Genomic DNA, 19,579 nt, shown 5'->3' with positions numbered 1-19,579 from the left:
CTCGAGATGAACGGACGCCGCCGGCTGATCGGCTCGTTCGTGCACGGCTCGATGGCCAACGCCATGCCGCAGGCGATCGGCGCGCAGGCCGCGCAGCCCGGCCGGCAGGTGATCTCGCTCTCCGGCGACGGGGGCTTCACCATGCTGATGGGCGATCTGATCACGCTGACGCAGATGAAGCTGCCGGTGAAGGTGGTCATCTTCAACAACGGCGTGCTCGGCTTCGTCGCACTGGAGATGAAGGCGGCCGGTTTCGTCGACACCAATGTCGATCTGGAGAATCCGGACTTCGCGGCGATGGCGCGCGCGATGGGTATCTTCGCAAGGCGGGTCGAGGATCCCGGCGAGCTTCCAGGTGCGATGAAGGAGATGCTGGCCCACCACGGACCGGCGCTGCTCGATGTGGTCACCGCCAAGCAGGAGCTGTCGATGCCGCCGACCATCACGCCCGAACAGATCAAGGGCTTCAGCCTCTGGGTCTTGCGCGCCGTGATGAACGGCCGCGGCGACGAGGTCGTCGATCTCGCCAAGACCAATTTGCTGCCGCGCTAGCCGCGCTTGACCGATGGCACGGGCAGCCGCTCATGGCGGCGCTGGAAGCGTTGCCAGTGCAGCACGATCCCGATCAGCAGCGCCGGCACGAAGCCGAGCGCGATCAGAAAGTGGGGCAGCTGCGTTGGCGAGATGAACGCGATGCCGATGTCGGAGATCAGCCAAAGCGCGGCGAACATCACCGCGAAATCGGTGCGCGGGCAGCGCAGATAGTAGAACACGGCGGTGATGACGACGGCGGGTCCGATGGCGATGCCGATCATCACCGTCGTCAGCTCCTTCGGCGTCAGCGCGTCGAGCACCATCGCTGCCAGCAGCCAGAGCGCGGCGAACATGGCGATGATGTCGAGCGGATGCCGCAAGCCAATACCTCTCGTGAGGGGACGCGCTATCGTTGTGGCCCAGACCTTGGCCGTCAAGGGAAAATGCGCCTATTCCTCGTCGTTTCCGGGCGTCGGCCGCAGCATGAAATGGCCGAAGGCTGTGGCGATCGGCTTGTTCGCATCGTCCTGCCAGGCCCGTGCCTCGAAGGCGACGATGCGCCGGCCCTGTTTCACGATCGAGACGTTGGCGAACGTGTCGAGCGCGCGGCCGGAGCGCAGATAGTTGACGGTCAGTCCGATCGGCTTGGGCAGTGCGGTGGCGCCGAGTTCACGGGCCACTCCGAAGATCGCGGTGGTTTCGAGGAAGGCGCCGGTCATGCCGCCATGGATCGCAGGCAGAATCGGATTGCCGATGATCTTTGGCGAGAACGGCATCGTCAGTGTGCCGTCGTCGTTGACGCGAATGCCGAGGCAGCGTGCGAACGGGCTGTTGGCGAACGGGCCTTCCGGATCGTCCGGCGCCTCCAGCCTCGGGATGCCGGGCGAATCCATCCTGCGATCCGCGAGCATGTTGGTGCGGTTGGCGCCGATCATGAAACAGGCGGTCGCGGTCGCGACCGGATCGTCCTCGGACTCCTGATAGGCGGTGGAGCGCACGAAGGCAATCGAACGCGTGGTGCGGTAGCAGACCGAATGCGCCTTGATGTCGAGGCCCGGCGTTGCCGGCTTCTGATAGTCGATGCGCAGATCGAGCGTCGCGATCGCGCTTGTGCCGTCCAGCGCGAGTTGCACCGCCATGCCGCAACTCTCGTCCAGCATCGCGGTGACGACCCCGCCATGCAGGACGCCGGTCTCGGTGTCACCGACAAAGACCGGCCGGTAGGGCAGGCTGGACCAGGCTTCGCGCGGTGCGAAGCGGTCGAGCTGGAGCCCGCTGATCTGGCCGTAATCGGAGCGGCGACCCTTGATCGCCTCGGCGAGGTCCTCGAACGAAAGTGTGGTCGGTGAGCTGGACATGAGGACGTTCTAGACCAGTGGCGGGCGCGGCGCAAAACCCCGAATGCGCGTCCCACGGTGGGTGCCGGGGGCGGTTTGGCCTCGACAGGGCGGGCCGAAGCAACGATGGTGGGCGCCTCGTTCGTTCGACCAGCCGTAAGGAGTGCCCATGGCCGATCCCGAAACGCCCGTCACCAGCCAGGGGCCCGTCATCATTTCGACATCGAGCTCGGAGCGGGCGCCGATCATCTATTTCGACGGTGCATCCTGCTTCGGCCACCACAACGGCGCGATTCAAATCGAGCTTGCGGCGAACCTTCTGATGCCGGTCGGCGCCGCCGTCAGGGTTGATGTGGTCCAGACCGCGCATCTGCGTTGCAGCGTGGCCGCGGCGCTGGCTCTGCGCGAAGCGCTCGAAAAGGCGCTGGCAATGTACCAGCAGGGCCAGCAGCAGCCCCGGCCGGAGGAAATTCCCTCGGTGAAGAACTGAGGCCGTTCGCGGATCGCAAGTTAATGCGATCAACTCGCTCAGCTCACATGCACCTTCGGCTTCCTGCCGTCGTTCCACTTGCCGTCGAGCGCGCGCTCGATCTGGGCGGCGAGTTGCAGCAGGAGGCCGTCATTGGCCTGCTTCGCAATCGCCTGGATGCCCAGCGGCAGGCCGTGGTCCTGCGTGGCCATCGGCATCGAGATCGCCGGCATGCCGCAGAGATTGGCGAGCGGCGTGAAGGCGAAGAAGCGCCAAAGATTGCCGAACCAGTCGAGCACGTCGGGGTTGTCGGAGATGGTGAGATATTCCCGGGTGCCGACCTTCGGCGTCGGCAGCGCCGTGATCGGGGTCAAGATCACGTCCCACTGCTCGAAGAAGGCGCCGAAGGCGCGCGAGGTCGTGTTGAACACGCCTTGCATCTTCGCCCGCTCGGCGAAGCTCGTATGCCGGCCGGCTTCCCAGATCCGGATATTCATGGGTTCGATGAGATCTTCCGGCGGCCGTTCCAGTCCGCGCGCGGCGAGCATGTTGGAGATCACCACGGCAAAATTCGAGATGTAGCAGGTGGTCTGCGCCTCGAACGCGGCGCGGAACTCGAGTTCGGGCAGGGCGTAGTCGACGTGATGGCCGAGGCCTTCGAGGAAGCGGCCGGCCTTCGCCAGCTCGGCCGCGATCTCGGGCGTCGCGGTGTAGTCGCCCCAGCTGTGCGACAGCGCGATACGAAGCTTTGACGGGTCGCGCTTGATCATCTCGGAATAAGGCTGCGCCGTGGTCCAGAACGGCATGAATTCGCCGGGCGCCGCTCCCCTTGCATGGTCGACGAAGGCGGCGGTGTCGCGCACCGAGCGCGACTGGCAGCCCTGGATCGAGACGAGGCCGGTGAGATCGGACATGTGCGGTGCGAGCGAGAACACGCCGCGCGAGACTTTCAAGCCGATATTGCCGTTGACGCCGGCGGGAATGCGGATCGAGCCGCCGCCGTCAGTCGCGTGTGCGATCGGCACCACGCCGGCCGCGACCATTGCGGCGCTCCCGGCCGACGAGCCGCAGGTGGTGTAGTCGGTGTCCCAGGGATTGCGCGTGACATAGACGGCCGGATTGTCGGCCGAGCTGCAGACGCCGAACTCCGGTGTCGTGGTGCGTCCGATCAGGTTCAGTCCGGCCTGGCGGAATTTGCCGGTCAGGAACGTGTCGGCGCTGGCGCGATTGCCGCGCATTAACAGCGAGCCCATCTCCTGGAGCCGCCCCTTCATGGTCGGGCCGAGGTCCTTCATCAGGAAGGGCAGGCCTGCGAACGGGCCGGCGAGATTGGCGCCGTCCTTGGCCGGATCGGCGATCACGTCATCGAACAGCTCGACCACGCCCGACAGTGCCGGATTGACCTTGGCGACGCCCGCGGCGGCCTGGCGCGCCAACTCCTTTGCCGTGAGCTCGCCCTTGCGGACGCGCGCGGCCAGCCCCACGCCATCGTGCTGCGCCCATTCGTTCCAGCTCATCGGGAAAGTCATGCGATCCAAACCTCTTCGTGCGGCGCCACCTTAGTTTCGCACAGGAACACTTTAATCAACTGAGCGGCGCGAAGGGCAGGGTTGCGCCGGATGGAGAGGTAATCCCGAATTGCATGCGCGCGCATCAATTGGAGAACTTTGCGATCACCGCGACCGGGCCGCCGCCGGCTGGGCCCTGATGCTCGGCGCCGCCGGAGACGTAGACCGCACCAGTGCCGGCGAGGCCGGCAATCAACCCGCCAACGGCAGCCCGGGCGTGGCGTGTCGAGCTGATATCGGTATCTTCGAGCATGGTGTGGCGGAAGCCGCGCACGCAGCCATCAGGGGAGGCCTCGGCCTTAGCGAAGATGTTGACAAGCTTGCTGCCGGTCGTCGTCTGTTGCCCGGCACGGAGCCCAACGCTCTCCAACGCCGCAAGCACCGCCGCGGTGTCGATCGCATCGCTCATCACGGCATGCCCGATCTCGAATTCGCTCGTCGAGGACATCGAATTGCCGAGCACGATGACGACGTTATGCATGAGCTCGATCCCGGACGAGGTCGAGGCGACGTTCGAGAACAGATCGTAGCGTCGCAGCACGTCCTCATCACGAACGCCGGTTGCGATCTCGCCGAGCGCGACCGCAACGCCGAGTGCGGAAGCGCCGCGCGAATAGGCCATCGAACTGTAGGCGCTGGTCGTCGCTGTCTTGTGACCGCGCGCATTCGCCGCTTCGACGCGCTCGCTGGTGAGCAGCGGGCATTTGATCTGCACGAAATGGACGTCGGCGGGATCGGCGATCCCGGCATCCGCCATCGCGGCCTTCACGGCCTTGGCTGTCTCCGTGATCTGAGCGGAGCGGCCGAGCTCTTCAGGGAGAAAATCCCGCGTGTGCGCCATGCCGATGCTCAGGCGCTTGCCGGAGAGGCCTGCCGGGCGCTGTAGAATGTCCTGGCGCGTGAACACCGTGATGTGCGGGCTGAGCACGCCCTCGGTGCCGCCCGACATCACGAAGGCGATGCGTTGCTCGACCTCCTGCGGCGACAGCCCGAGCTGCGGCGCCAGCGCCGTGCACAGCGCGGCAACGGCATATTCCCGGGTAAAGTCGTTGACGCCGCCGTTGCCTTCGGTCTTGCCGAGGATCGCCAGGATGGATGCCGGATCGATCGCGCCGGAGCCGATCATGCTCATCAATCCGGAGACGTCGCCGGGGCCTCTGGTGGCGACCTTGAAGACGCCGACCGATGTCGTCCGCATTATAATCCTCACATGAAGTTCAGGAGTCCGGCAGACAAAACAGCCGCTGAACCGGGGCGCCTGTCAAGGTGTCGAGGCAATCCCCGTCGTCGTCCTGGCGAAAGCCAGGACGACAGCAGGACGTGCGCCGTCTGCGTAGCACCCACGATTGTGGCGAGATCGCATCGCTTCGACAAAAAATCCCTTGTCGACGGTCGTCCGCCGCACCTTGATGAATCAACCCCGATTGGTCCATAAGCGGCGTCCCGCAGCCGGTGGTTCGCCTCCGCGATGCGTGCTTGGATAGAGGGGTTCTCGCGTGGTAAATATCAACCAGAAAATTGCGCAGGAGCTTGGGGTTCGGGCGGAGCAGGTCGAGGCGACAGTGGCGCTGCTCGACGGCGGCGCCACGGTTCCCTTCATCGCCCGCTACCGCAAGGAAGCGACCGGTGCGCTCGACGACGCACAATTGCGCACGCTGGAGGAGCGCCTGGGTTACCTGCGCGAGCTCGAGGACCGCCGCAAGGCCATCCTCGAATCGGTCCGCGAGCAGGGCAAGCTCGATGCCGCGCTGGAGGCCTCCATTCTCGCTGCCGACAGCAAGGCGCGCCTCGAAGACATCTATCTGCCGTTTAAGCCGAAGCGCCGCACCAAGGCCGAGATCGCCAAGGAAGCCGGGCTCGAGCCGCTCGCCTTTCAGCTCATGGCCGAGCCCAACAACGATCCGAAGGTGGTCGCTGAAGCCTTCGTCAATCCCGAGAAGGGCGTTGCCGATGCCGCTGCGGCACTCGATGGCGCCCGCGCCATCCTGGTCGAGCGCTTCGACGAAGACGCCGACCTGATCGGCGCGCTTCGCGAGGAGGTGTGGACTAATGCGCGCATGACCTCCAAGGTGCGCGACGGCAAGAAAACCGAGGGCGAAAAGTTTGCCGACTATTTCGAGTTCTCCGAGCCGCTGACCAAGCTGCCCTCGCACCGAATCCTCGCAATGTTCCGCGGCGAGAAAGAAGAAATCCTCGATCTCCAGATCCAGGCCGAGGCCGAACCATCGCCGCCCGGCGTGCCGAGCGTCTATGAACTGAAGATCATGAAGCGGTTCGGCATCGCCGACCTTAAGCGCGCCGGCGACCGCTGGATGATCGATACCGTGCGCTGGGCCTGGCGCACCAAGATCCAGGTGCATCTCAACATCGACCTGCGCATGCGGCTGTGGAATGCGGCCGAGACAGAGGCCGTGCGCGTGTTCGCCTCGAATCTGCGCGACTTGCTGCTCGCGGCGCCCGCCGGCACCCGCGTCACCATGGGTCTCGATCCCGGCTTCCGCACCGGGGTCAAGGTCGCCGTCACCGACGCGACCGGCAAGGTGGTGGATACCGCCGTGATCTATCCGCACGAGCCGCAGCGGCAGTGGAACGAGGCGCTTGCGATCCTCGGCAAGCTCGCGCTGAAACATCGTGTCGAGCTGATCGCGATCGGCAACGGCACCGCCTCGCGCGAGACCGACAAGCTCGCGGCCGACCTCGTCAAGGGCCTGCCCGACTTGAAGATGACCAAGATCGTGGTGTCGGAAGCCGGCGCGTCGGTTTATTCGGCCTCGGCGTTCGCCTCGGAGGAGTTGCCGGGCCTCGACGTCACCCTGCGCGGCGCGGTGTCAATCGCGCGGCGGCTCCAGGATCCTCTCGCCGAGCTCGTCAAGATCGAACCCAAGGCGATCGGCGTCGGCCAGTACCAGCACGACCTAGGCCAGGCCAAGCTCGCCAAATCCCTCGACGCCGTGGTCGAAGACTGCGTGAACGCCGTCGGCGTCGACGTCAACACCGCGTCCGCTCCGCTGCTCGCGCGCGTGTCGGGCGTCGGCTCCGGCCTCGCCTCGAGCATCGTGGCACACCGCGACGCCAACGGGCCGTTCAAGTCGCGCAAGGCGTTGAAGGACGTGCCGCGGCTCGGCCCCAAGGCGTTCGAGCAGTGCGCGGGCTTCCTGCGCATCCTCGGCGGCGAGGACCCGCTCGACGCCTCCGGTGTGCATCCGGAAGCCTATCCGGTGGTGCGCCGGATTCTCAGCGCCACCAAGAGCGACATCAAGGCGCTGATCGGCAGCAGCGACATCGTTCGCACGCTGAAGCCGAAAGACTTCGTGGACGAGACGTTTGGTCTGCCGACCGTCACCGACATCCTGCGCGAGCTCGAGAAGCCCGGTCGCGACCCGCGTCCGGCCTTCAAGGCAGCTGTGTTCATGGACGGCGTCGAGGAGATCAAGCACCTCAAGAAGGGCATGATCCTCGAGGGCACCGTAACCAACGTCGCGGCGTTCGGCGCCTTCGTCGATATCGGCGTGCACCAGGACGGCCTCGTGCACATCTCGGCGATGTCCAAGACCTACATCAAGGATCCGCGTGAAGTGGTGAAGCCCGGCGACATCGTCAAAGTGAAGGTGCTAGACTTCGAGGTCGCGCGCAAGCGTATCTCGTTGACACTACGGCTCGACGACGAGGTCGGCGCCAAGAAGGACGCGCCCGGCATGCAGCGGGATAACAGCTCACGTAACCCGTCCCGCATGACGTCGTCGGCCCCGCGCCAGCAGGAGTCTTCCGGCGGCGGTGCGCTCGCCGAAGCGCTGCGCCGCGCGGCCGAGAAAAACGGCGGCAAGCGGGCGTAGCTTCTAACCTCTCCCCGCTCTCACCCCACCCTCTCCCCGCAAGAACGGGGCGAGCGAGTGAGAGAGCAGCGTCTCCCTAACTTCCGCGTCAGAATCTGGCGCGTTTGTAAGTTGAAGGCGCCTGTCCCTTCCTCTCATCTGATCCTCCTCGCGCGGCAGAATATTGTCGCGCAGCACGGAGGATGCTTCGATGGACAACAGGATTCTCAAAGGCCTCACCGCGGTGACGATCGCAGCGGTGATGGCGCTCGCTTCACCGGTGCTTGCCAGAGGCGGTGGCGGTGGCGGTGGCGGTCATGGCGGATTCGGCGGTGGTGGGCATTTCGGTGGCGGCGGCATGCACACGGGAGGCTTCGGCGGCGGCATGCACACCGGTGGCTTCGGTGGTATGCGCGTCGGCGGCATGGGCGGCGCCCGTTTCGGCGGCCCGGGCTTTGGCGGTGCACGTTTCGCGCATGCGGCGATCGGGCCGCGCTTCGCTGGCTCCGGCTGGCACGGCAGGCCCTTCATCGGCCGCCATGCCTTCTTCCGGCAACACCATCGCTTCTTCTTCGGAGCACCTTTCATCTATGCCGGCTACTATGACGGCTGCTGGCGCAGGAGCTTGACGCCCTATGGGTGGCAATGGGTCAATGTGTGCGGAGACTCTTGGTACTAGCATCGCCGTACCGCACCATTGTCGCGATCGTCATCGGACGGTTCCGCTCAGCCCCGGAACGGGATAGTCTGGTGGCGATCGTCGCGCGGAGTTTGTCATGACCGGAGCTCACCGCCGCATTCTGGTCGTCGAGGACGACGCGGAAACCGCAGGCCAGCTCGTCGAGGAGCTGACGACTTCCGGCTACGACGTCGATCTCGCCGCCACCGGGCGCGAAGCGCTCAGCCATGGCGCCGCGCGCGACTATGCCGTGATCACCATCGACCGCATGCTGCCCGATATCGACGGCATCAGCGTGATGCGCCAGTTGCGCGACGACGGCATCGCCGCGCCGTTCCTAATCATTTCCGCACTTGGCGAGGTCGACGACCGCGTGCGCGGCTTGCGGGCCGGCGGCGACGATTATCTCGTCAAGCCGTTCTCCTTCACCGAATTGCTGGCGCGGCTGGAGGCACTCGGCCGGCGCAGCGACACCGTCGCCAAGGAGACGATCCTGCGGGTCGGCGATCTCGCCATCGACCTGATCGCACGCAGCGCGAGCCGCCGCGGCCGGAAGATTCCGCTGTTGCCGCGGGAATTCCAATTACTCGAATATCTGGTCCGCAACGAGGGCCGCGTCGTCTCGCGTGCGATGCTGCTCCAGCATGTCTGGGATCTGCATTTCGATCCCTCCACCAACATCATCGACGTCTATGTCGGACGCGTCCGTCGCAAGGTCGATGATGCCCAGGCCTATCCGCTGATCCACACCATCCGCGGCATCGGATATTGTCTCCGTGCTCCTGGCTAAAACGCTCCGCTCCTCGACCTTCCGCCTTGCGCTGATCGCGATCGCGGCGTTCGGGCTGATCGTCGCGGCGATCATGGCCTATGTCTATTTCGGCACGATCGCCTATGTGCAGAGCCGTGTCGGCGATGCCGGCGACCACAGCGGCTTCACCGCGATGATCGAGCTCGCAATGGCCGCTGTCGCCGTGCTGATGCTGGTGCTCGCCGGGCTCGCCGCGGTGCTGGTGACGCGCCGCACGGTCGGGCGGATCGAGGAGATCAACGCCACCAGCCGCGCCATCATGATGTCGGGCCTCGACCAGCGCATTCCCTTGCGCGGCAGTCACGACGAATGGGACCGGGTCGCCGAAAACCTCAACCAGATGCTCGACCGCATCGAGACTTTGATGGGAGAGGTCAAGCAGGTCAGCGACAACGTCGCCCATGATTTGCGTACGCCGCTGACGCGCATGCGGGGTCGGCTGGAAAAGGCTTATCACGCCTCGCGCAATGGCGAGGCCGACGCGGCGCTGATCGGTGACACCATCGCCGATCTCGACGCCGTGCTCGGCATGTTCGCCTCCATCACGCGCATCTCGGAGATCGCGACCCGCGCCCGCCGTAGTGCGTTTCGCACCCTCAATCTCGCCGAAATCGCCGGCGAGGTCGTCGAGCTCTACGATGCCGCCGCCGAACAGGTTGCGACGCGGCTCAGCCTCGGCGGCGATCGCGAGGTGGCGATTATTGGCGATCGCGACCTGCTGTTCGACGCTATCGCCAATCTCGTCGACAACGCGATCAAGCACGGCTGCAAAGGCGGGCAGGTGACCGTCACCTGCAGCAGCACCGACGGCGGTGCGACGATCGCGATCGCCGACGACGGCCCGGGCATTCCGGCGGATCAGCGCGATCACGTGTTCAAACGCTTCTACCGGCTCGAGCAGAGCCGCTACACCCCGGGTAACGGCCTTGGCTTAAGCCTGGTCGCCGCGGTCGCTCGCCTCCATGGTGCCGAGATTGCCCTGCACGACAACGCGCCGGGCCTGACGGTCCAGCTCAGCTTCCCGCCGCACCCGACCTAGAGCTCGATCACGCCGCGGCGGGCCGCATGTGCCACCGCATCGGTGCGGCCGGTAGCGTCGAGCTTGTCGAGCAGCGAGCCGACATGGAATTTCACCGTGTGGACGGAAATGCCGAGCTGACGCGCGATCATCTTGTTGGAGCCGCCTTCCGCCATCAACGCCAGCACGTCGAGCTCACGTTGCGTCAGCGCAATGTCCTCAGGCATGATGCGCGGATCGCGAGTGACAATCGTCGCGGCGGCTTTCTCGCCGGGTTCGGCGAGGCGAAGCCCGGCGATATTGCCGAGCAGAGCAGCCAGGCGATCGGCGAGGGCGGGATCGTCGATCTCCAAAGCCAACACGATCTCGGGCGCGATGTCCTCGCTCACGCCGCCGGCCTCTCGCCGATCGTGACCTTGAAGCTGACCGGCTCGCCGCCGCGGCGCGCCGCGATATCGACCACCGCGCCCACGCTCGCCGGACCCAGCGTCCGCGACAGCGCGCGCACGCCGGACAGCTTCTGGTCGTTGACCGCGACGATGACGTCGCCCTGGCGGATGCCGGCCGCCGCCGAAGGGCCGGCCTTGTCGACATTCATCACCATCGCGCCGACGCCGTCGTCGAGCCGGACCGGCTGCAGCCCGAGGCCGAGATATCCGCGTGCGATGCGGCCGCGCGCCTCTAACTGGGCCGCGACCCGCTCGATCGTCGCTGTCGGGATCACCAGCACACGCCTCGGGCCGAGCACGGCCATGCCGAAGGCTTCGCCCGATGCGTCGAGCGCGAGGCCGCCCTGCTGGCTGGAGCGCAAGCGGACGTCGAGCTCGATCCGCGCGTCGATGTCGCCGCCGCGCAGGGAGCGCCAGCTCTTGCCGGACTGCGACACCATCGCGAGCGCGGCGCTCGGCGTATCGCGGTTGGTGGCGACGACGACCGACAACGCGCCAAGGGGCGGCACAATTGTGGCCAGCTTGACCGGGGCAATCGCCGTATCGGCGCGCAGCAGTGCGATATCCGTCGTATGGTCGCGGCCGGCGATCGTGGCGGCCGCGGTGCTGCCGTCGGGGAGGCCGATCTCGACGTCGCCCTCGTCGGCCAGCGCCTCGTCGGCGGTGACGATCAGGCCGGGTTTCCAGACGAAGCCGGTGGCGCGGGAACGATGCGAATGGACGGCGACGACGGACGGCGCGGTGCGGGACACCATATCCGCGAGCGCGGACGACAGCGAAGTCAGGGGAGTTGAGTCGGTCATGGCAGGCTCCTGTAAAGCTGTCCTCAATCTGGGATGTCGCGGGCGATCGCGTAACTGGCCGCATGGCCAGGAAATAAGCAGGGAAGCTGGTCCGTAAGAGCACGGCCGACGAACATGTGATTGGAGCCGCTCACGGGAACGTGTAGCAATCGGCTCGACCTTGTGCCGTACGGCCTCAAGCCTTTTTGCGAGCCCTGATTGATGACCATCGACCTTACCCGCCGCACCCTGCTTCAACTCGCCGGCGCCAGCTCGCTCGCAATGGCGGCTGCGGGCGCGGCGCGCGCCGAGGGCACACCGCAGGGCGGCGGTCCGACCTATGCCAGCCGCACGCCGATGCGCGTCGGCATGGTGACGCTCCGGGTGAAGAATCTCGACAAGGTTGCGAACTACTACCGCGACGTGATCGGGCTCACCGTGATGGAACGCTCGGCGAGCGCCGCCAAGCTCGGCACGGCCGGCATCGCGCTGCTGGTGCTGGAGGCCCGTCCTGATGCCGAGATCGAGCCGCGCAACGCCGCCGGCCTCTATCACACCGCCTTCCTGATGCCGACCCGCAAGGACTTGGCCCGCTGGCTGGTAGCAGCCGCTTCGCATCGCGTGCCGCTGTCGGGCTTTGCCGATCATCTCGTCAGCGAATCCGTCTATCTCGACGATCCCGAAGGTAACGGCATCGAGGTCTATGCCGACCGCGATCCCTCGCAATGGCAGTGGAGCGAAGGCAGCGTGAAGATGGCGGCCGACGAGCTCGACATTCCCGACCTGCTGTCGCTGACCAATACGCGCGTGCCTGATTATGCCAAGGCACCGGACGGAATGCGCATCGGCCACATGCATCTGCGCGTCGGCGACCTCGCGCAGGCGCAGAATTTCTACCACGGCACGATCGGACTCGACCCGACCCGCAGCCGCAACGGCGCCGCGTTCCTGTCGTCGGGACGCTACCATCATCATCTCGGCATAAACGTGTGGCAGAGCGAGGGCGCCGGCCAACGCGACGATCAGACAACGGGGCTCGCCTGGTTCTCGCTGGTGACAGCTAAGCAGGATCTGCTCGCCGCACAGGAAGAGCGCCTGCGCAAGGGCGGCGCGAAAGTCACGGCGCTAGCGGACGGCGTTGAGGCGATCGATCCCTGGGGCACGCGGGTGCGGCTGATCAGGATTTGATCGCCGGCACGAGCGTTGGTAAGACCGTCAGGCGCTAGCCAGTTTCCGGGATTCACACCTGACATGTCCGATTTTCGCGGCGTCTTCCCTTATCTCGTCTCTCCCGTCGCTGCCGATGGCGCGGTGCGGACGAACGTCCTCGCAAAGCTCTGCGACGATCTGATCGGCGCGGGCGTCCACGGTCTGACCCCGCTCGGCTCGACCGGCGAGTTCGCCTATCTCAACGCCGCCCAACGCACCGCGGTCGTGCAGACCACGATCGAGGCGGCAAGGGGACGTGTGCCTGTTGTCGCGGGCGTCGCCTCCACCTCGACGGCAGATGCGGTGGCGCAGGCGAAGGCGTATCAGAAGCTCGGCGCCGACGGCATTCTGGCGATCCTGGAAGCGTATTTCCCGCTCGCCGACGCCCAGATCGAATCCTATTTCCGCGCCATCGCGGATGCCGTGGACATCCCCGTCGTCATCTATACCAATCCGCAATTCCAGCGCTCCGATCTCACCCTCGAAATCATCGCGCGCCTCGCCGAACATCCGCGCATCGGCTACATCAAGGACGCCTCGACCAACACCGGCCGGCTGCTCTCGATCATGAACCGCTGCGGCGATGCCTTGCGGGTGTTCTCCGCCTCCGCCCATATCCCGGCCGCGGTGATGCTGATCGGCGGCCTCGGCTGGATGGCGGGCCCCGCCTGCATCATTCCGCGCCAGAGCGTCGCGCTCTACGACCTCTGCAAGGCCGGCCGCTGGGACGAGGCGATGGCGCTCCAGCGCAGGCTGTGGCGCATCAACGAAGCTTTTGCCCGCTTCAACCTGGCGGCCTGCATCAAGGCCGGCTTGGCCATCCAGGGGTACGACGTCGGCGATCCTGTCCCGCCGCAGGCCGCTCTCACCGCCGATGCGCGCAAGGTCGTAGAAGCGGCATTGCGGGAGCTGGCGTAGCGGTTTGTCACGCGGCAATGGGCCCCGGCACGGGCAGCGGAACCGTCCTTAGCTGCCCGATTCGAGAAACTTCCATTCATTTTCGACGTTGCTGCGTGAGCTGGCTCTGTCACCTCCCGGCATGTGCATTCGAGAGATCGTCTTCAGCATACGACACGGTGATCACTGATGAATCGTCGCTACGCAATCATTGCGGCGGCTTTTGCCGCCCTGCTGCTCGTGGTAACTGCCGTGAAGGTCCAGCATGCGCCATGGACAACCCCCTCCGCGCGCGCCGTCGAGCAACGTGGTCCGCTGTCCGAGGCCGAAAGGGCCACCATCGACATCTTCGAACGAGTGTCGCCCTCGGTTGTCCAGGTTGCGGTGAGATCGGCCGCTACTCCTGTCATGGGAGAGGAGGGGCAGGGCGGCGCTTCCGGCACGGGATTTGTCTGGGACCGCGACGGGCATCTCGTCACGAACAACCATGTCGTGGCCAATGGCGGCGAGCTCGCGGTGCGCTTTGCGTCGGGAGAGGTGGCTCGGGTTGATCTGATCGGCACCGCCCCCAATTACGATCTTGCGGTCCTGCGGATCCGCAGCGTGCGCGAGCTTCCACCGCAGGTGGCTCTCGGCAGCTCGACCGACCTGAAAGTCGGGCAATCCGCGTTTGCGATCGGCAATCCTTTCGGGCTAGATCAGTCGATGACGAGCGGCATCATCAGTGCCCTCAAGCGGAGGCTTCCGACCCATGGCGGCCGGGAGATTGCCAATGTCATCCAGACGGATGCCGCAATCAACCCGGGCAATTCAGGCGGGCCGCTGCTGGACTCCGCCGGCCGGCTGATCGGCGTCACGACTGCGATCATATCGCCGTCCGGCTCGAATGCAGGCATCGGTTTCGCGGTGCCGGTGGACGTCGTGAACCGGATTGTCCCCGAGCTCATTCGCAATGGCCGCGTGCCGACGCCCGGCATCGGCATCGTCGCCGCCAGCGAGGATGTGTCGACGCGGCTTGGCGTCCAAGGGGTGATCGTGGTCCGGACAGCCCCCGGCAGCCCTGCGGAACAGGCGGGGATTCGCGGTGTCAACTTGTCGACTGGAACGGTCGGAGACATCATCACCGCGGTGGAAGGCAAGCCGGTGCGGCGGCTCTCCGACCTGACTGATGCGCTCGAGCAGGCCGGTGCCGGTAAGACCGTTCGCCTCACGGTAAAGCGGGATTCGGACACCCGTGATATCAATGTGGGCATCATCGACATAGAGCGCTCCTGACCCGGCAATCTGCGGCCAAAGCGGGCGTGACACGCAATGCAGATGTGCCGCGGCTCGGTTGTATCGACCGCAAAATCGGCTAAAACCCCCGCGGTCGTTTTCTGGGTTTCAAGGACATGGTGGAATGAACATTCTTCCCGGCAATTTGCGTTTCGGAGCGGGGCAGCCCGTCAAGCGTTTGGAAGACCAGCGACTGCTCACCGGGAAGGGGCAGTTCATCGACGACAAGCCGGAAGATGGCGCGCTGTGGTTGTACCTGCTGCGCTCGCCGCATGCCCATGCGAAGATCGTCTCGATCGACACCAGCGCCGCCACGGCGATGCCCGGCGTGACCGCGGTCTATACCGGCGCCGACCTCGTCAAGGACGACATCGGCGTCATCCCGACCTTGAGCATCTTCAAGCGCCCCGACGGCAAGCCGATGACGGTGCCGCCACGCCGCCTGCTGGCGCACGAAGTCGTGCGCTATGCCGGCGAGGCCGTGGCCGCCGTGGTGGCCTCCTCGCGTGCCGACGCGCAGGGCGCGGCCGAAGCGATCGTGGTCGAATATGACGTGCAGCCGGCGGTGGTCGATCCGGTCGAGGCGGTCAGGCCCGGCGCGCCCGTGGTGTGGCCGGAGGCCCCCGACAACATCGTCGGCGCGATGGCTTACGGCGATGCCGCCAAGGTGGACGAGGCTTTTGCCAGGGCGGCGCATACCGTCGAGCTCGATCTCGTCAGCCAGCGCCTGGTGCCGTCGGCGATGGAGCCGCGCTCGACCATTGCCGAGATCGACAAGACGTCCGGCCGCCTCCTGCTGCATGTGCAGTCGCAGACGCCTGCCTCGACCCGCGACGTGCTGGCCGAGGCCGTGCTGAAGCGTCCGAAGGACAGCGTTCGCGTGCTGGTCGGCGATATCGGCGGCGGCTTTGGCCAGAAGACCAACCTCTATCCCGAGGACGGCATCGTCGCCTATGCCGCAACCAAGCTGAACAGGAAGATCCGCTGGCGCGGCGACCGCACCGACGAATTCGTCGGTGGCACCCACGGCCGCGATCTTACCTCGACAGCTTCCTTCGCGCTCGACGAGAAGGGCAAGGTGCTGGCCTACCGCGTCAGCTCGATCGGCTGCACCGGCGCATATTCCTCAGGCGCGGCCAACATCATCCCGCTGGTGCTGGGGCCGTTCGTGCAGACCGGCGTCTACGATTTGCCGCTGGTACATTTCGAGGTGAAGTCGGTGATGACCCACACCGCGCCGGTCGGCGCTTATCGCGGTGCGGGCCGCCCGGAGGCCGTGTTCATCGTCGAGCGCCTGTTCGACGCGGCCGCGCGAAAAATCGGCATGGACCCGCGCGCGATCCGGAAAGCCAACTACATCAAGCCGGCGCAACTGCCCTACACCAACGCTGCAGGGCAGGTTTACGATTCCGGCGCCTTCGCGCACATGCTCGATCGTGCCGTGAAGCTTGCGGATTGGGACGGCTTTGCCGCGCGCAAGAAGGCGGCGAAGAAGAAGGGCCTGCTCTACGGCCGCGGGCTCACCTCCTATATCGAATGGACCGGCGGCCGCGCCCACACCGAGAAGGTCAGCCTGCATGCGACCGCGCAGGGCCGCGTCGTCCTGCATTCCGGCACCATGGCGATGGGGCAGGGGTTGCAGACCACCTACACCCAGATGATCTCCGACACGCTCGGCATCCCCATGGACAAGATCGACGTGGTCCAGGGCGACACCGATCTGGCGACGGGCTTCGGCAGCGTCGGCTCGCGTTCGCTGTTCGTCGGCGGCACGGCGGTCGCGGTCTCATCCAACGATCTGATCCAGAAGGCGCGCGAGAAGGCGGCGAACGTGCTGGAGACCTCGATCGAGGACATTGAATATCAGGGCGGCATGCTCACCGTGGTCGGCACCGACCGCCGCATCAGCCTGTTCGACATTGCCGAGAAAGAAGGCGGCGCAAAGCTCAGCGTCGATTCCGAAGGCGAGGTGGACGGTCCGAGCTGGCCGAACGGCACCCATATCTGCGAGGTCGAAATCGATCCCGAGACCGGCGTCTCCAAGGTCGTGCGCTACACCACGGTCGACGACGTCGGTGTCGCGGTGAACCCGATGCTGGTGACGGGACAGATCCATGGCGGTGTGGCGCAGGGTATCGGCCAGGCGCTGTATGAGGGGGTGTCCTATGATGCCGACGGCCAGCTGCTCACCGCGAGCTACCAGGACTATTGCATCCCGCGCGCCGACGACGTTCCGCCGATCGTGGTGACGCTCGACGATTCCGCGCCCTGTCGCACCAATCCGCTCGGCGCCAAGGGCTGCGGCGAATCCGGCGCCATCGGTGGCCCCCCTTGCGTCACCAACGGCGTGATGGATGCGCTCGCCGAGCTCGGCATCACCCAGCTCAACACGCCCCTGACGCCGCAGAAGATCTGGCAGGCGATCCGGGATGCGAAGGTGGGCGGTTAGCGGCCATTGTCGTGCTGGCTGTCGCCACAAATCCAACTCGTCGTCCCGGCCTTCGCCGGGACGACAGTGAGACCGGGACGACAGTGAGAATGTAGCGCCAGTGCCCCTCAGATCCCCAACATCATCTTCGCAATAATATCGCGCTGGATCTCCGAGGTGCCGCCGAAGATCGTATAGGCGCGGCCGTTGAGATATTCCGGCATCACCGTCAGCATCTCCTCCGGCATCGCCGGCTCGTGGTTGAGCTTGTAGAGCGGGCGCATCGGCTCGACCGCGAGGGCGTCATGGCCGATCACGTCGGCGCCGAGCCGGGTCACGGCCTGGCGGATCTCGCTGTTGCGCAGCTTCAGGATCGACGACACCGCACCGGGATTCTGTCCGGTCTGCAGCGCCGACAGCACGCGCAGCTCGGTCATCTCCAGCGCGTCGATGTCGACCTCGACTTCGGAGATGCGCGTCGCGATGTCGGGACTGTCGATCGCGCGGCCCGTCAGATCGGACTCGGCAAGCTCCGCGATCGCCTTCAGCCCCTCGCGCAGCTTCGCCGAGGCGATGCCGGAGCCGCGCTCGAACTCGAGCAGATACTTGCCGTAGGTCCAGCCCTTGCCTTCCTCGCCGACGCGGTTCGCCACGGGAACGCGCACGTCGTCGAAGAATACCTGGTTAACCTCGTGGTCGCCGCCGATGGTGAGGATAGGACGCGTCGTGATGCCCGGTGTCTTCATGTCGATCAGGATGAAGCTGATGCCGTCCTGCTGCCGTGGCCCGTCGCTGGTGCGCACCAGCGCGAACATGCGATTGGCGTGGTGGGCATGCGTGGTCCAGATCTTGGTGCCGTTGATGACGTAGTCGTCGCCATCGCGCACCGCGCGCGTCTTCAGCGAGGAGAGATCGGAGCCGGAGCCCGGCTCGGAATAGCCTTGGCACCAATAATCCTCACCGGACAGAATGCGCGGCAGGTAGAAGTTCTTCTGCTCCGCCGAGCCGAAGCCGATGATGACGGGCCCGACCATCTTCACGCCCATCACATTGACATTGGGCACGCCGGCCCGCGCGCTTTCAGTCTCGAAGATCCAGCGCTGCGCCGGGGTCCAATCCGGCCCGCCATGCTCGACCGGCCAGCCCGGCGCGCCCCAGCCTTGCTTGTGCAGCGTGCGCTGCCAGGCCATGCCGATATCGGGATCGGAGAACACCGACGGCGTCAGCGCCGTCGCGCGCTTCATCTCCTCGGTGAGGTTTCTGGCAATGAAGCCGCGCACCTCGTCCTGGAAGGCGCGCTCCTCGGCATTGAACGACAGGTCCATGATGCGCTCCTTGTATCAGGCCGGCACGCTGGCGCGGCCAAGCCGGGCGTGGCGGCCATAATGGTGGGCGCTGCCGCCGAACAGCGTGTCGAACGCGACCAGCCGCTTGAAATAGGCGCCGACCTCGAGCTCCTCGGTGACGCCCATGCCGCCGTGAAGCTGGATCGACTGCTCGCCGACGAAGCGCGCAGATCTGCCGATCTTCGCCTTCGCGCCCGACGCGGCCCGCGCGCGCTCGACCGGATCGGCGTCGAGCTTCAGCGCGGCGCGCAACGCCATCGAGCGCGCTTCGTCGACCTGCACCGCCATGTCGGCAAGGCGGTGGCGGATCACCTGGTTGGCGGCGAGCGGCCGGCCGAATTGCTTCCGGATTTTTGTGTACTCCAGCGTAGTATCCAGCAGTACCTGCATGATGCCGACGGCCTCGGCGCCAAGCGCAGCCATGGCGCGATCAACAGCCCATTCGATTGCCGGCAGCGCGTCATGCCCGTTGCCGAGCAAGGCATCCTCCGGCAGTTGCACGTCCGACAGCTCGATGTTGCAGGCCCGCCCGCCGCCGAGGCGCTCGTAGTCGGAGATCGCAACACTCGGAGTTGTCGCCTGCACCAGGAACAGGCCGATGCGGCCGGAGGAGCCCTGATGATCATGGATATGCGCGGAGACGATGATCTCGTCGGCGGCGTGGCCATCGAGCACGGCAATCTTGCGACCGGCCAGGCGCCAGCCTTGCGCCGTGCTGTGGGCGGTGGTTGCGACCTTGGCAAGATCGAACCGCGCCGCGCGCTCGGAATGCGCGAGCGCGAGCTTCAACGATCCGTCCGCGATCTTCGGCAGGATGGCCTGCTTCTGCGCCATGCTGCCGCATCGCTCGATCAACGCGGCGCCAAGCACGACCGACGCGATATACGGCTCCGACACAAGCCCGCGGCCGAAGGCTTCCATCAAAATGCCGATCTCGACCGCGCTGCCGCCGAGCCCGCCACACT

Annotated in this window: 18 protein-coding genes; 10 read left to right on the top strand and 8 right to left on the bottom strand. The window is 65.9% G+C overall.

Annotation, left to right across the window (positions count from 1 at the left end):
- A partial coding sequence (locus IVB32_RS06360) for a thiamine pyrophosphate-dependent enzyme (protein ID WP_247410011.1) occupies positions 1 to 552 on the top strand: 552 nt, incomplete at its 5' end.
- Here the strand turns inward: IVB32_RS06360 and IVB32_RS06355 are convergent.
- Complete coding sequence (locus IVB32_RS06355; protein ID WP_166517536.1) at positions 549 to 914, bottom strand: hypothetical protein; 366 nt, start codon at positions 912 to 914, stop codon at positions 549 to 551. The two genes, IVB32_RS06360 and IVB32_RS06355, sit on opposite strands and share 4 nt — an antisense overlap.
- A gap of 69 nt (positions 915 to 983) precedes the next feature.
- Positions 984 to 1,892, bottom strand: a complete 909-nt coding sequence (locus IVB32_RS06350) for a PaaI family thioesterase (protein ID WP_204512304.1) — start codon at positions 1,890 to 1,892, stop codon at positions 984 to 986.
- 148 nt (positions 1,893 to 2,040) lie between these two features.
- Between IVB32_RS06350 and IVB32_RS06345 the strand changes: the two genes are divergently transcribed.
- A complete protein-coding gene (locus IVB32_RS06345) occupies positions 2,041 to 2,361 on the top strand; it encodes a hypothetical protein (protein WP_204512303.1) in 321 nt (106 codons plus the stop codon).
- Between the two features lie 38 nt (positions 2,362 to 2,399).
- Here IVB32_RS06345 and IVB32_RS06340 read toward each other — a convergent pair whose 3' ends face one another.
- Both IVB32_RS06340 and IVB32_RS06335 read right to left on the bottom strand, forming a co-directional pair.
- The gene (locus IVB32_RS06340) at positions 2,400 to 3,869 is read right to left on the bottom strand and encodes an amidase (RefSeq protein WP_247296130.1); all 1,470 of its coding nucleotides are present in this window, start codon (positions 3,867 to 3,869) and stop codon (positions 2,400 to 2,402) included.
- A 124-nt stretch (positions 3,870 to 3,993) separates the two neighbouring features.
- Positions 3,994 to 5,106, bottom strand: coding sequence for a ring-opening amidohydrolase (locus IVB32_RS06335; protein ID WP_247296127.1), 1,113 nt, complete (start codon positions 5,104 to 5,106; stop codon positions 3,994 to 3,996).
- A gap of 298 nt (positions 5,107 to 5,404) precedes the next feature.
- Here IVB32_RS06335 and IVB32_RS06330 point away from each other — a divergent pair, with 298 nt between their 5' ends.
- From IVB32_RS06330 to IVB32_RS06315, 4 genes are all read left to right on the top strand, one after another.
- Positions 5,405 to 7,741: a Tex family protein gene (locus IVB32_RS06330; protein ID WP_247296124.1), complete on the top strand. Its 2,337-nt coding sequence runs from the start codon at positions 5,405 to 5,407 to the stop codon at positions 7,739 to 7,741.
- Positions 7,742 to 7,931: 190 nt separating this feature from the next.
- A complete protein-coding gene (locus IVB32_RS06325) occupies positions 7,932 to 8,399 on the top strand; it encodes a hypothetical protein (protein ID WP_085349581.1) in 468 nt (155 codons plus the stop codon).
- A 97-nt stretch (positions 8,400 to 8,496) separates the two neighbouring features.
- Complete coding sequence (locus IVB32_RS06320; RefSeq protein ID WP_018453654.1) at positions 8,497 to 9,189, top strand: response regulator transcription factor; 693 nt, start codon at positions 8,497 to 8,499, stop codon at positions 9,187 to 9,189.
- Positions 9,176 to 10,249, top strand: coding sequence for a HAMP domain-containing sensor histidine kinase (locus tag IVB32_RS06315; RefSeq protein WP_247410008.1), 1,074 nt, complete (start codon positions 9,176 to 9,178; stop codon positions 10,247 to 10,249). Before IVB32_RS06320 ends, IVB32_RS06315 begins: the two co-directional genes overlap by 14 nt.
- Here the strand turns inward: IVB32_RS06315 and IVB32_RS06310 are convergent.
- Positions 10,246 to 10,617 carry a helix-turn-helix transcriptional regulator gene (locus IVB32_RS06310; protein WP_007614569.1) on the bottom strand — a complete coding sequence of 124 codons (372 nt, stop codon included), beginning with the start codon at positions 10,615 to 10,617 and terminating at the stop codon, positions 10,246 to 10,248. The two genes, IVB32_RS06315 and IVB32_RS06310, sit on opposite strands and share 4 nt — an antisense overlap.
- Complete coding sequence (locus IVB32_RS06305; RefSeq protein ID WP_018453657.1) at positions 10,614 to 11,480, bottom strand: S1C family serine protease; 867 nt, start codon at positions 11,478 to 11,480, stop codon at positions 10,614 to 10,616. Before IVB32_RS06305 ends, IVB32_RS06310 begins: the two co-directional genes overlap by 4 nt.
- A 201-nt stretch (positions 11,481 to 11,681) precedes the next feature.
- On the opposite strand from IVB32_RS06305, the gene IVB32_RS06300 reads away from it, so the two are divergent.
- The 4 genes from IVB32_RS06300 to IVB32_RS06285 all read left to right on the top strand — a co-directional run bounded on the left by IVB32_RS06300 (position 11,682) and on the right by IVB32_RS06285 (position 17,289).
- Entirely contained in the window at positions 11,682 to 12,647 is a 966-nt protein-coding gene (locus IVB32_RS06300) for a VOC family protein (RefSeq protein ID WP_085349580.1), read from the top strand.
- A gap of 63 nt (positions 12,648 to 12,710) precedes the next feature.
- Positions 12,711 to 13,586 carry a dihydrodipicolinate synthase family protein gene (locus IVB32_RS06295; RefSeq protein WP_018453659.1) on the top strand — a complete coding sequence of 292 codons (876 nt, stop codon included), beginning with the start codon at positions 12,711 to 12,713 and terminating at the stop codon, positions 13,584 to 13,586.
- Between the two features lie 168 nt (positions 13,587 to 13,754).
- Entirely contained in the window at positions 13,755 to 14,840 is a 1,086-nt protein-coding gene (locus IVB32_RS06290) for a trypsin-like peptidase domain-containing protein (protein WP_247296122.1), read from the top strand.
- A 124-nt stretch (positions 14,841 to 14,964) separates the two neighbouring features.
- Entirely contained in the window at positions 14,965 to 17,289 is a 2,325-nt protein-coding gene (locus IVB32_RS06285) for a xanthine dehydrogenase family protein molybdopterin-binding subunit (RefSeq protein WP_085349579.1), read from the top strand.
- 107 nt (positions 17,290 to 17,396) lie between these two features.
- Here IVB32_RS06285 and IVB32_RS06280 read toward each other — a convergent pair whose 3' ends face one another.
- Positions 17,397 to 18,593 carry an acyl-CoA dehydrogenase family protein gene (locus tag IVB32_RS06280; RefSeq protein WP_204512298.1) on the bottom strand — a complete coding sequence of 399 codons (1,197 nt, stop codon included), beginning with the start codon at positions 18,591 to 18,593 and terminating at the stop codon, positions 17,397 to 17,399.
- Between the two features lie 15 nt (positions 18,594 to 18,608).
- Positions 18,609 to 19,579 (bottom strand): acyl-CoA dehydrogenase family protein (locus IVB32_RS06275; protein ID WP_247410006.1); only part of this gene is annotated, 971 nt, incomplete at its 5' end.

Source organism: Bradyrhizobium sp. 23 (genome assembly GCF_023073295.1).
Taxonomy (GTDB): Bacteria; Pseudomonadota; Alphaproteobacteria; order Rhizobiales; family Xanthobacteraceae; genus Bradyrhizobium; species Bradyrhizobium canariense_D.
Note: the sequence above shows the minus strand (reverse complement) of the source record. Positions and strands in the feature narration are given on the sequence as shown.